This window comes from Plantactinospora soyae (genome assembly GCF_014874095.1).
Lineage (GTDB): Bacteria > Actinomycetota > Actinomycetes > Mycobacteriales > Micromonosporaceae > Plantactinospora > Plantactinospora soyae.
In genome coordinates this window covers 402408-414494 of sequence record NZ_JADBEB010000001.1, presented here as the reverse complement: position 1 = coordinate 414494, position 12087 = coordinate 402408, and the positions used below count along the sequence as shown (strand labels likewise).

The window sequence follows — 12087 nt, the reverse complement described above, 5'->3', positions numbered from 1 at the left end:
GATCTTCGCCCGGAAACGCGATTTGACGCGGGAAGCCCGCAACGCTTGCCCGGAAACCTACCCTGTGCCGACGGGGCGGCCGACGGTACGGTTGCGGACTGCGGCATCCGGGACAGTGGGGAGGGTGCGTCGTGCGCCTGCGTCGTGGCATAGGGACGAGTCTGGTGCTGACACTCCTGGTCAGCGTACTGAGTCCACTTCGGGGTGAGCCGGCGGCGGCGGTGACCCTGCCGACGGGCTTCCAGGAGCAGGTCGTCTTCAGCGGGCTGACCGAGCCGACGAACATCGAGTTCGCCCCGGACGGCCGGGTGTTCGTGGCCGAGAAGGGCGGCCGGGTGAAGGTCTTCGCCGACCTGGCCGACCCGACCCCGACGGTCTTCGCCGACCTGTCCAGGATCGTGCACAACCAGTGGGACCGTGGCCTGCTCGGACTGGCGCTGCCGGCCGACTTCCCGGCCAATCCCTGGGTCTACGTGCTCTACACCTACGACGCACCGCCGGGGCAGACCGCGCCGGTGTGGAACGACGTCTGCGCCGACGCCAACAACGGCCGCTGTCTGGTCACCGGCCGGCTCTCCCGGCTGCGGGCCGGCGGTGACGTGATGACCGGCACCGAGCAGGTGCTGATTCAGGACTGGTGCCAGCAGTACCCGAGCCACTCCGTCGGCGACCTGCGTTTCGGCGCCGACGGCATGCTCTACGCCAGTGCCGGCGACGGCGCCAGCTTCAGCGCCGTCGACTACGGCCAGCTGGGCCGCCCGGCGAATCCGTGCGGCGACCCGCCGGGCGGCACCATGACGCCCCCGGGCGCCCAGGGCGGCGCGCTGCGGTCCCAGGACGTCCGGACCACCGCCGACCCGACCAACCTGGACGGCGCGGTGCTGCGGCTCGACCCGGCGACCGGGGCGGCCGCCGCCGGCAACCCGCTGATCGCTTCGGCGGACCTCAACGCCCGCCGGATCGTCGCGCACGGAACCCGTAACCCGTACCGGTTCACGATCCGGCCGGGGACCAACGAGGTGTGGCTGGGCGACGTCGGCTGGAACGGCTGGGAGGAGATCGACCGGGTGGTCGACCCGACCGCCGCCGTCACCAACCTCGGCTGGCCCTGTTACGAGGGCGCCGGCCGGATGGCCAGCTACGACAACGCCAACCTGAACCTCTGCGAGACCCTCTACACCGGTGCCGGGCAGACCGCGCCCTACTACACCTACAACCACGGCGCGGCGGTGGTGCCCGGGGAGACCTGCGGCTCGGGCGGGGACGCCGTATCCGGACTGGCGTTCTATCCCGGCAGCGGCGGCAGCTATCCGGCGGCGTACGCCGGAGCGCTGTTCTTCGCCGACTACTCGCGCGGCTGCATCTGGGCGATGCGCCCGGGTACGGCCGGCGGACTGCCGAACCCGGCGAACATCCAGACGTTCGGTCAGGCCGCCGCCGGGCCGGTGGACCTGGCCGTCGGGCCGGGCGGCGAGCTCTACTACGCCGACATGGCCGGCGGCACCGTGCGGCGGATCCGGTACTTCCCCGGCAACCAGCCGCCGACCGCGGTGATCAGCGCGACGCCGACCAGCGGGCCCGCGCCGCTCACCGTCGCGTTCGACGGCACCGGCTCGACCGATCCGGACCCGGCCGACGCGGGCCGGCTCCGCTACGCGTGGGATTTCACCAGCGACGGCACGGTCGACGCCACCACCCCGACGACCAGCTTCCGCTACCCGGAGAACGGCAGCTACACCGCGACGCTGACCGTCACCGACACCCTGGACGTCTCGGCGAGCGGCACGGTGCGGATCCAGCCCGGCAACGGCGCTCCGACGGCCGTGCTGGACACCCCCGGACCGGGTACCCAGTGGCGGGTGGGCGAGACGCTGACCTTCAGCGGTCACGCCACCGATCCGCAGCAGGGCACCCTGCCGGCGTCCGCGCTGTCCTGGCGGCTGCGGATGCAGCACTGCGAGTCGGTCGACAACTGCCACACCCATCCGGTACGCGAGTGGTCGGGCGTGGCCGAGGGCTCGTTCGTGGCGCCGGATCACGAGTATCCGTCGTATCTGGAGCTGGAGCTGACCGCGACGGACGCGCAGGGGCTGGCGAACACCGTCGTACGGCGGCTCGACCCGTACACCGTCGACCTGACGTTCGCCACCAACCCGCCCGGGCTGCAGCTCAGCGTCGGCGCTATCACCGGAACCGCCCCGTTCACCCGTACGGTGATCGTCGGGTCGACGAACACGGTCAGCGCGCCGGGGAAGCAGCAGGTCGGTGGGGTGCCGTACTCGTTCGCCGACTGGTCCGACGGGGGTGCGGCGACGCACGTCGTCACGGCACCGGCCACCGCCACCGGCTACACGGCGACGTACGCCGGTGCCGCCGGCTGCGGTGCCGCCTCCGGCTACACCTGTACGACCGAGACCGGTCGACCCTGGCCGACGGCGGACGGCGGGGTGCTGTCGCTGACCGGGGACGACGCGGTCTCCGAGGTGGCGCTGCCGTTCCCGGTCCGGTTGTTCGGCCAGGCGTACTCCCGGGCCTGGGTGTCGGCCAACGGATTCGTGTCGTTCGTGGACCCGGTCAGCGCGCAGCCGGTCAACGGGGGACTGCCGGACGCCGAGCGGCCGAACGCCGCCGTGTACCCGTTCTGGGACGACCTGTACGTTCGGGCGGATTCGAGCGTCCGGACCGCGGTCACCGGTACGGCGCCGGAGCGGCGGTTCGTGGTCGAGTGGCGCAACGTCGGCCTGTACGGCTCCACGTCCGCGCGGCTGAGCTTCGCGGCGGCACTGGCGGAGAACGGGGAGATCGTCTTCGACTACCGGGATCTGGACACCGGCGGTCGGGAGCGGGGCGACTCGGCGACGGTCGGCATCGAGAACGCCGCCGGCACCGTCGCGTTGCCGTTCTCGGTCAACCAGCCCGTGCTGGTCAACGGGACGTCGATCGTCTTCCGCCCGTGACCCAGGGTCGAGAGGGCCCGGCATCGGTTCGACTGGGAGTTGCGCAACGTGGCCGAGTTCGGCCGTACGAGGCTGCTCCGCACGTTCCTCGAAGGCGGTAATCCGGCCCGCGTGACCGGCTGTGCAAACGGCTGACCAGGGATGCTGATCGGCCGTTAAGACAATCCGGTCGGCCAGCGCCGTTGGTCAACCTCGTGACAGCCAGTTACGGCATGAGTGGTGATCCTAGGTGCGGGCAACTAGCGCCGGACCCGGTCGCTCCGCCCTCGGAGGGAGACCGTCATGTCGCGCGTGGGGGAACGTGTCTGGGCATTCATCCTGGCATTCGTGCTGGGCGCGCCGATCATGGTCGGATTGCCGACGCTCGGCCCCCGGCCCGCCGCGGCCGTACCGGCGGGCTTCACCCAGCAGGTGGTGTTCACCGGACTGACCCGGCCGACCAAACTCGTCTTCGCCTCCGACGGGCGGGTCTTCGTGGCGGAGAAGAGCGGACTTGTCAAGGTCTTCGACAGCCTCGCCGACAGCTCCGCGACGGTCTTCGCAGACCTGCGGACCAACGTGTACGACTTCACCGACCTCGGCCTGATCGGGCTGGCCCTGGCCCCGAATTTTCCCGCCGACCCGTACGTCTACGTCAGCTACACCTACGACGGGGTGATCGGCGGCAGTGCCCCCACCTACCGCGACGCCTGCCCGGTGATCGGGAACTGCCGGGCCAGCGCCCGGGTCTCCCGGCTGCGGGCCAGCGGCAACGTGATGACGGGCCCGGAGCAGGTGCTGCTGCACGACTGGTGTCACCAGATCGACAGCCACTCGATCGGTGACCTCGCGTTCGGTGCGGACGGCGCGCTGTACGTCGCCGGCGGCGAGGGTGCGTCCGCCACCTTCACCGACTACGGCCAGGCCGGCAGCCCGGCCAACCCGTGCGGCGACCCGCCCGCCCCGGCCGGCTCGGCGGTGACGCCGCCGACCGCCGAGGGCGGCGCACTGCGCTCCCAGGACATCCGTACCCCGGGCGACCCGACCGGCCTCTCCGGCACCCTGATCCGGGTCAATCCCACCACCGGAGCCGCGCTGCCGGACAACCCGCTGGCCGCGAGCGCCGACCCGAACAGCCGACGGATCCTGACGTACGGGCTGCGTAACCCGTTCCGCTGGACGTTCCGTCCGGGCACCAACGAGGTGTGGGTCGGCGACGTCGGATGGCGTACCTGGGAGGAGATAAACCGGATCGTCGACCCCGCGGTGGGGCCGGTCCGGAACTACGGCTGGCCCTGCTACGAGGGGAACGCCCCGCAGGGTGGCTACAACGCGGCGAACCTGACGCTCTGCGAGAGCCTCTACGCCGCACCCGCCGGTACGGTGACGCCGCCGTACTACACCTACCAGCACAGCCAGGTCGTGGCGCCCGGCGACGGTTGCCGTACCGGTGGCTCGTCCCCGTCCGGCGTGGCGTTCTACCCGACCAGCGGTGGCAGCTATCCGGCGACGTACGCGGGTGCCCTGTTCTTCGCCGACTACTCCCGGGGCTGCATCTGGGCGATGCGGACGGGCGCGAACGGGTTGCCCGACCCGGCCCGGATCGTGCCGTTCGCGTCCGCCGCCGGCGCCGTCGACCTGCGGATCGGGCCGGAGAACGACCTGTACTACGTGGACATGACCGGCGGAACGGTCCGGCGGTTCCACTACAGCTCGGGCAACCAGTTGCCGAACGCGGTGCTCGACGCGACCCCGACCAGCGGGAACGCGCCGTTGACGGTCTCCTTCGACGCCGTCGGATCGAGCGACCCGGACGCTGGCGACATCCTGGAGTACCAGTGGGACTTCACCGACGACGGCACCGTCGACGCCACCGGACTGACCGCCAGTCACCGCTACCCGTCGATGGGCACCTACACCGCCCGGTTGCGGGTGGTCGACTTCGCCGGACTGAGCGACACCGCGACGGTGCAGATCAGGGTGGGCACCGCCGCGCCGGTGCCGATCATCGAGACCCCGACGACGGCGCTGCGCTGGTCGGTCGGCGAGACCGTCACCTTCAGCGGCCGGGCCACCGATCCGCAACAGGGCACGCTGCCGGCCTCCGGGCTCTCCTGGCAACTGGTCCAGCAGCACTGCAGCACGCCGGACAACTGTCACAGCCATCCCGTGCGGGAGTGGACCGGGGCGGCCTCCGGATCGTTCCCGGCTCCGGACCACGAGTATCCGTCCTATCTGGAGCTGACCCTGACCGCCCGGGACAGTGGCGGGCTGACCGGCAGCACCACGCTCCGGCTCGACCCGAAGACCGTGAACATCGCGTTGGCGACCAAGCCCGCCGGGCTGCGGCTCAACATGAACGGCCGGAACTTCACCACGCCGAACAGCACCCAGGTGATCGTCGGGTCTACGAACACGCTCAGCGCGCCCGGACCACAGAGCCTGGGGCCGGCGACGTACACCTTCGAGAACTGGTCGGACGGCGGCGCAGCGACTCACGTGATCACGGCACCCGCCACCGCGCGGACCTACACCGCGACCTACGACGGCGCGCCCGGTAGCTGCGCGGACAGTTACGGCTACACCTGCCGGACCCAGACCGCCGTGCCCTTCGTGCCGGCCGGTCCGACCGAGCTGCCACTGACCGGCGACAACGACAGCGCCTCGGTGTCGCTGCCGTTCCCGGTCCCGTTCTACGGGCAGAACTACTCCAGGGCGTGGGTGGACACCAACGGGACACTGTCGTTTGTGGATTCGCGGGGATCCTGGCCGGCGAACCGGCCGCTGCCGAACGCGGCGGCACCGAACGCCACGCTCTACCCGTTCTGGGACGACCTGGTGATGCATCCCGAGTCGCGGGTCCGGACCGCTGTGGTGGGCGCCGCGCCGGACCGCCAGTTCGTGGTCGAGTGGCGCGACATGGGTCTGTCCGGTGCGCCGGCCGCCCGGATCAGTTTCGAGGTGGTCATCTCCGAGTGGGGGCAGATCATCTTCAACTACGCCGCGCTGAACTCCGGGCGGGAGCTGGGCAACTCGGCGACCGTCGGCATCGAGAACGCGACCGGTACCGGCGCGGTGCAGTACTCCTACAACCAGCTCGTGCTGGCGAACAACAAGGCGATCATCTTCACCCCACCGGCGGCGGGTTGACGAGTCATAGCTCACGCTGTGTAGATCAACTCGCTACGATCGGGTGCCGACGTGTTCGATCAGGACGTGGGAGGACCGATGGGAAATCCGTTCAGCGAGTTCCTGCTTCGGGAGTTACGGCGGATCCGGCTGGCGGCGGGCCTGAACCAGGACGAGATGGGCAAACTGATCAACTTTTCCGGCTCGCACGTCAGTGCCGTGGAGGTGGGAACCCGGCTGCCCAAGCTCGACTACCTGCGCGCGATCGACAAGGCGTTCAAAACCGGCGGACTCTTCGAGCGGTTGTGGACGGAGCTGTCCGGACTGGACGACGAGCCGCCCTGGGTACGCGAGCGGGCCGCGATGGAGCGCGATGCGGTCCTGCTCCGCTGGTACGAGCACGCGTACGTGCCGGGCCTGTTGCAGACCGAGGAGTACGCCCGCGCGGTGTTTACGAGCAACCCCGCGTTGCGGACGGCCGAGGTGGAGAAGCGGGTGGCCGCCCGACTGGAACGGCGACGGATCCTGGACGTCGACGATCCGCCCCAGATCGTGGCGGTACTGGACGAGGAGGCGCTGCGCCGGCCGATCGGCGGCGCGAAGGTGATGCGCGAGCAGTGCCTGGAGCTGGCCCGGCTCGGCGCGGAGCACCCACGGCTTCGGCTGCACGTCGTGCCGGTCGGCGTGGGGGCCTATCCCGGGCTGGACGGGCAGTTCGTCATCGCCGCCATGCCGAGCGACGAGGAGATCGCCTACCTCGACAACCCCCTGCGGGGGCAGGTGACCGTCCGGCCCGAGGAAGTGGAGCTGCTACGCCGACGCTGGGAGGCGATACTGAGTGAGGCACTGCCCCCGCAGCAGTCGATGGAGAAGTTCCGGGAGGTGGCGGAGAGATGGACGTGACAGGCGCGCGGTGGCGCACGAGCACCCGCAGCAACTCCAACCAGGGCACCTGCGTAGAGGTGGCGGACAACCTGCCCGGCCGGGTGCTGGTCCGGGACAGCAAGGACCGGGCCGGCGGCACCCTGACCTTCGGCCCGGCCACCTGGCGGGCGTTCGTGGCCAACGTCAGGGGCTGACGGGGCTTTCCGCTACCCCTCGCTGGGGCCGCTCCGGGTGGACCGGGAGCGGCGCAGCGGTATCCGGTTCCGTAGGCGTTCGGGGATCCGGGTCAGTACCAGTCGGCGTAGTCGGGCGTCGGTGACCCAGAGCAGCACCCCGGCGATCAGTCCCGCCGTACCGCCGAGCACCAGCAGGCCGACCAGCGGCCCGACGGACAGACCGATCCAGCCGTACGCCAGCGGCACCAGCGCGGCGGTGATCGCGGCCAGTACGGCCGGCAGCGTCGGCACGAGGAAGCTGGCGATCGACGCCTGCGCCGCCCGACGTACGGTGACCCAGACCGCGAGCGCGGTGACGATGACCTGCATGCCGATCCCGGCCAGCGCCACCGCGGTCGCCTCGGCCAGGTCGCTGTATCCGGTCAGCAGGGTGCCGACGGCGGCGAGCGTCGCCACCCCGAGCACTCCCCGGGTCCACAGGATCGCGGCGAGCTTGCCCGGCTGACCGATCGCCTGCAACGCCGGGCCGAGAAGCACGCCGTACACGTTGACGGCGCCGAAGAGGCAGAGCAGCCGCAGCGGAACCTCGGTCCCGGCCCACTGCGGACCCAGCAGGGTGACCAGCGGATCCGCGGTCGCCGCCAGCACGCCCAGTACCGGCAGCCCGGCCAGCGCGCCGAGGTGCTGGAGCTGGTTCAGGTGCGCGGCGAGCGCGGCCCGGTCCCGCTGCAACCGGGACAGCGAGGGAAGCGCCACCTGTTGCAGCGAGCGGACCGTCACGTCGACCAGCATGTCCGGCAGCCGGGCGGCCAGCCGGTAGATGCCGGTCGCCACCGGTCCGAAGAAGAGGCCGGTGAAGATGACGTCCGCCTTGGAGCTGAGCATCAGGCCCAGGCCGGCGTTCGCCGAGTGGGCGGAGAAGACCAGCAGGTCCCGGATCCCGGACAGCCGGGGCCGCCGGCTCGGCCGCCACGGACAGACCGCCCAGAGCACCACCAGGCCGACCACGGCGTTGACCAGCTGCTGCGCGACCAGGGCCCAGATGCCGGCTCCGGCCAGCGCCAGTCCCACCCCGACAGCGCCGCTGAGCAGCGAGGCGAGCAGGGTACGGATGGCGACCGCGCGGAACCGCAGTTCCCGGCGCAGCACCGCCTCGGGCACGATGGAGAGCCCCTGGAGCAGTACCAGCGGGGAGAGCGCCACGCAGATGGTGGTCAGCTCCGGCGCCCGGTTGGCCAGCGCCCACAGCGGGCTCGCGGCGGCGGTGAGCCCGCCGATCACCAGACCGGCCAGCACCAGTACGACGAAGGCGCCGTCCAGGTGCTCCGGCGTCAGCTTGTCGCGCTGCACGATCGCGGAGACCAGCCCCTGCTGGATCAGGGTCTGTGCCACGGTGATGAAGACCGTGGCCATCGCCACCAACCCGAACTCGCTCGGCCCGAGCAGCCGGGCGAGCAGGAAGGTGACCAGGATCGACGAGCCGATCCGACCGGCGGTGAGGACGTACGACCAGCCGATCGCGGAGTGCAGCCGTCCGGCGCCGCCCGTCCGGGCCTGCTCCGGATCAGTCGATCCCGGCGTCGGGTCCGTCGCGACCGCGCCCGTCCCCGCTGCGGTGCCTGGTGGGATGTCAGCCATTCAGGCGTTGCCCTTTGCCGTACTGGCCCGGATCCGGCGGACCACGCTGCGGCGCAGCCGCCCGAGCCGGACCCGGACCCGGCGGGCCCACCAGGTGGCGAGGAAGGCCGCCGCGGAGCTGATCCGGGTGCCCAGCGGCTCGGAGCCGGTGGAGAGCATCCGGAGCGTCTCGGCGAGCATCCGCATCCGGGGTGCCCGGACCCGCCGCCCCGCCTGTCCGTACCAGGCCAGCGCCGAGGCCGCCGTCGCGCCCTCGGCCTGCCGGGTGGAGCCGCCGTGCATGCGGCGCAGGAACAGCGGCTGGTCGACCTCGTGGATCTCGCCGAGCCGGGCCACCTCGGCGATCAGCGTGTAGTCCGAGGAGAGGAAAGGGCGGATCATGCCGGTCCGGCGCAGCGCGGACATCCGGAAGACGCCGAAGTGCGCGTGGCAGAGGTTGATGTTCCTCGCCACTCCGGCGACCCGGCGCCACGGTCGCCGATCACGCAGGTCCAGCCGGTCGGCGTACGGGCCGATCACCTCGCCGGCCTCGTCGATCAGCACGGTACGGGGATAGGAGAGCACAGCCTGTGGGCCGGCGGCGTCCAGGGCAGCCACGCAGGTGCGCAGGTACGCCGGCAGGCAGACGTCGTCGTACGCCACCCACTTGAACAACTCGCCCCGGGCCAGCTCGACCACCCGGGCGTAGTTGACGTGGCCGCCGAAGTTGCGCGGGTTGCGGTAGAGCCGGATCCGGGCGTCCCGCGCCGCGTACGCCTCGCAGATCTCCCAGGTCCGGTCGGTCGACGCGTTGTCGCTGATGATGATCTCGAAGTCGGGGTAGTCCTGGGCGAGCAGCGCGTCGAGGCAGTCTTCGAGATAGCGCTCGGCGTTGTAGAGGGGGACGCCCAGAGTCACCCGGGGCGCTGGCTCCATCAGTTCCCTCCGCTCAGGCGACCAGCAGCGTGGCAGTCACGCCGAGCTGGCGAAGGGCGGCGTCGATCTCGTCGCGGTAGGCCGGGTTCGTGATGATGACCGAGCGGGTGTCCGAACCGACGAGGGTCGCCGGGGCGGTCACCTCGTGCCCGGTCACCGGCAGGTACCGGCCCCACTTGCGCGGGTTGACGTCCACCACCGCCGCCAGCCGGCGGTCCGGGTCGGCCAGGTGCAGGAACTGCACCCCGCGCGAGCCGGCACCCCAGAGCACCGGCCGGTCGCCGTCGGCGATCAGCCGGTCGATGGTGTCGCGCCAGCGCTTCCGCTCGGCGGCGTGCCGCCCGGCGAAGCCGGCGATCGAGGTGAGCTGCCGCTCCCGGTCCGCGAGGCCGGGCAGCGCCGCCCCGGACAACCCGCTCCCGGGTACCGGTCCGGGAGCGTTGACCGAGATCTCCACGAACCGGAACATGCCGGAGAAGAGCCGCCCGGTGTCCGTCACCCGCCAGCCGGCCCGCTGGGCGATCCGGCACAGCGAGTACCCGTCGAAGTAGGAGACGTGCGGATAGATCACCTCCCAGCCGGCGGTGGCCAGGTCGTAGGCGGCGTCCGGCACCTCGAGGTAGCCGTACACCGGTCTGGTCCCGGCGAGTTCGCGCAGCCGGACGAGGAAGCCGAACGGGTCGTCGAGGTGCTCGAACCAGTGCCGGGAGGTGACGAGGTCGAACGCCGGGGTGCCGTCGTTCAGTGGCGCCGGCCCGCTGTGGAAGACCGCGCCCGACGGGTCGGGGCCGACCGTGCCGGCGTACATCGCGTCGTAGCCGAGACCCCGGCAGTTCGCCACGGAACACAGCTCACGGAGGAACTCGCCCTGGCCGCAGCCGATGTCGAGGACGGTGCCGCCGCGCAGCGGGTACCGCTCAGCGAGGTGCTTGACCAGTTCCGCCGAGAAGGCTCCGAACGCGGGCGAGTGGTGCAGGTTGGTGTCCATGGTGGTGTCGTAGACCAGAACGTCCGGATCGAACGCGAGGTTGCGCACGTACCCGCATTCCGGGCAGTACGCCAGCCACATCCGCCCGAGCGGGCTGGCCAGTGCCTCGGCCCGACTCGCCCAGTGCACACCGCAGAACACCGGGATCTCGCCCAGGTCGGCGAAGGGGACCAGGTCGTGACGTCCGCAGGCGGCACAGCGGTGGACCGACCGCCGTACCCCGGCCGGTGTACCGGCATCGGTCACCGGGTACTCCAGCGCAGCTCGGTGTCGAGCCGGCCGGCGTCGGTGAGCGCCCGGATCTGACGCAGTCGCTGGTGCCGCTCGCTCCGGAACGCCTCGATGGTCAGCCCGTGCCGCTGGTACGCCTCGACCAGCTCCTCGATCCCCTTGCGCACAGTCCAGCGGGGACGGAAGCCCGGCACCCGCGCCGTCACCAGGTCACAGCTGACCCGGTAGTTGCGGGCGTCCGGCGACGCGCCACCGGCGAAGGTGACCCGCGATCCGGGCACCACCTCGGCGACCAGCTCGGCGACGTCGCGGATCAGGTAGTTCTCGGTACTGACCCCGATGTTGTACGCCTGGCCGTGCACCTGCTCCCGGGGCGCCTCCAGCAGCGCCAGGAAGGCCGCGCAGATGTCCTCGGCGTGCACCAGCGGACGCCAGGCGGAGCCGTCGGAGAGCAGCCGGACCTCGCCGGTGAGCAGTGCGTGTGCGGTGAGGTCGTTGACCACCAGGTCACCCCGGAGCCGGGGCGAGAAGCCGTACGCGGTGGCGTTGCGCAGGAACACCGGGGAGAAGTCGTCGTCGGCGAGCCCGGCGAGGTCCTGCTCGGCGCGGATCTTCGACTCGCCGTACGGGGTGACCGGCGCGAAGCCGGCCTCCTCGTCCAACGGCCGGTCGTCGGTGCCGGCCCCGTAGAGGCTGCACGAGGAGGAGAAGAGGAACCGGGTGACCCCGGCGGCCTTGGCGGCCCTGGCCAGCCGGAGCGTCGCCCGGTGGTTGATCTCGTAGGTCAGTTCCGGGTTGAGGTTGCCGATCGGATCGTTGCAGAGGGCGGCGAGATGGCACACCGCGTCGAATCCGGCGAGGTGCTCGGGCCCGACGTCCCGCAGGTCGAGTCGGATCGTGGGTACGTCCGGTGGCGGCGGACCAAGTAGACAGTCCAGGTAGTAATCGGTGTCCAGGCCGGTCACGTCGTGTCCGGCCGCGCGCAGCATCGGGGTGAGTACGCCGCCGAGGTAACCATGATGGCCGGTTACGAGAACACGCACGGCAAAGCTCCCGTCGTCGCCGGGTGAGAAGGCGAGTTTATGGGTGGCCCACTGGCCGGGCGGGCTATTGTCGGACTTTTTACTGAACCACTCCCGGTGTACCGGAGCCCTGGTTAGCGTGGCGCGCAGGCGGGCGGGCGCCGCGC

Annotated in this window: 8 protein-coding genes and 1 pseudogene; 5 read left to right on the top strand and 4 right to left on the bottom strand. The window is 71.2% G+C overall.

Annotation, left to right across the window (positions count from 1 at the left end; genetic code table 11):
• Positions 1-164 precede the first annotated feature (164 nt).
• The 5 genes and pseudogenes from H4W31_RS01825 (at position 165) to H4W31_RS01810 (ending at position 7144) form a co-directional block, all read left to right on the top strand.
• The gene (locus H4W31_RS01825; protein ID WP_318782977.1) at positions 165-2957 is read left to right on the top strand and encodes a PQQ-dependent sugar dehydrogenase; all 2793 of its coding nucleotides are present in this window, start codon (positions 165-167) and stop codon (positions 2955-2957) included.
• Between the two features lie 282 nt (positions 2958-3239).
• Positions 3240-4247, top strand: a pseudogene (locus H4W31_RS44660) (PQQ-dependent sugar dehydrogenase); the annotation flags it as partial.
• Positions 4248-4613: 366 nt separating this feature from the next.
• Positions 4614-6086, top strand: coding sequence for a PKD domain-containing protein (locus H4W31_RS44655; protein WP_404825681.1), 1473 nt, complete (start codon positions 4614-4616; stop codon positions 6084-6086).
• A 78-nt stretch (positions 6087-6164) separates the two neighbouring features.
• The gene (locus H4W31_RS01815; protein ID WP_192765044.1) at positions 6165-6968 is read left to right on the top strand and encodes a helix-turn-helix domain-containing protein; all 804 of its coding nucleotides are present in this window, start codon (positions 6165-6167) and stop codon (positions 6966-6968) included.
• Complete coding sequence (locus H4W31_RS01810) at positions 6959-7144, top strand: DUF397 domain-containing protein (protein WP_192765043.1); 186 nt, start codon at positions 6959-6961, stop codon at positions 7142-7144. The genes H4W31_RS01815 and H4W31_RS01810 overlap by 10 nt, the downstream gene beginning before the upstream one ends.
• Before the next feature lie 12 nt (positions 7145-7156).
• On the opposite strand, the gene H4W31_RS01805 is transcribed toward H4W31_RS01810, so the two are convergent.
• Genes H4W31_RS01805 through H4W31_RS01790 form a run of 4 tightly spaced genes read right to left on the bottom strand, consistent with a single transcriptional unit; the run spans position 7157 to position 11941 of the window.
• Positions 7157-8764 (bottom strand): lipopolysaccharide biosynthesis protein, encoded by a 1608-nt coding sequence (locus H4W31_RS01805; protein ID WP_192765042.1) that lies wholly within the window; start codon positions 8762-8764, stop codon positions 7157-7159.
• Positions 8765-9679 (bottom strand): glycosyltransferase family 2 protein, encoded by a 915-nt coding sequence (locus H4W31_RS01800; RefSeq protein ID WP_192765041.1) that lies wholly within the window; start codon positions 9677-9679, stop codon positions 8765-8767.
• Positions 9680-9692: 13 nt separating this feature from the next.
• A complete protein-coding gene (locus tag H4W31_RS01795) occupies positions 9693-10913 on the bottom strand; it encodes a class I SAM-dependent methyltransferase (protein ID WP_192765040.1) in 1221 nt (406 codons plus the stop codon).
• The gene (locus H4W31_RS01790) at positions 10910-11941 is read right to left on the bottom strand and encodes an NAD-dependent epimerase/dehydratase family protein (protein ID WP_192765039.1); all 1032 of its coding nucleotides are present in this window, start codon (positions 11939-11941) and stop codon (positions 10910-10912) included. The genes H4W31_RS01795 and H4W31_RS01790 overlap by 4 nt, the downstream gene beginning before the upstream one ends.
• Positions 11942-12087 lie beyond the last annotated feature (146 nt).